Raw genomic sequence first — 238 nt, forward strand, 5'->3', positions numbered from 1 at the left:
TCCGGCTTGCCGTCGCCATTGGTGTCCTGCAGTACCGCGCCCGTGCCGATGAGCAGGGACAGGTTGGTGCGGGCGGTGCTGCAGTCGGCCGATGCGGCGGCGGCGGGCTCGGCTGCCGCGGTGCGGCCGGCCGGGTCGCGCGTCTGGTTCGTGCGCTCTTCGGCCTTCTGGCCGGTGGGCGGCTCCTCCGAATACTGGGTCACGCCGTTGGCGTCCTTCCATTTGTAGACGGTTCCGG

Annotated in this window: 1 protein-coding gene; it reads right to left on the reverse strand. The window is 71.4% G+C overall.

From position 1 onward, the window contains the following. The coding region (locus tag ACQG3P_RS23195; protein WP_426806355.1) for a DUF4124 domain-containing protein at positions 1–238 on the reverse strand (238 nt) is incomplete at both ends.

Origin of the sequence: Stenotrophomonas sp. SrG, assembly GCF_050031795.1 — a bacterium.
GTDB classification, from domain to species: domain Bacteria; phylum Pseudomonadota; class Gammaproteobacteria; order Xanthomonadales; family Xanthomonadaceae; genus Stenotrophomonas; species Stenotrophomonas rhizophila_A.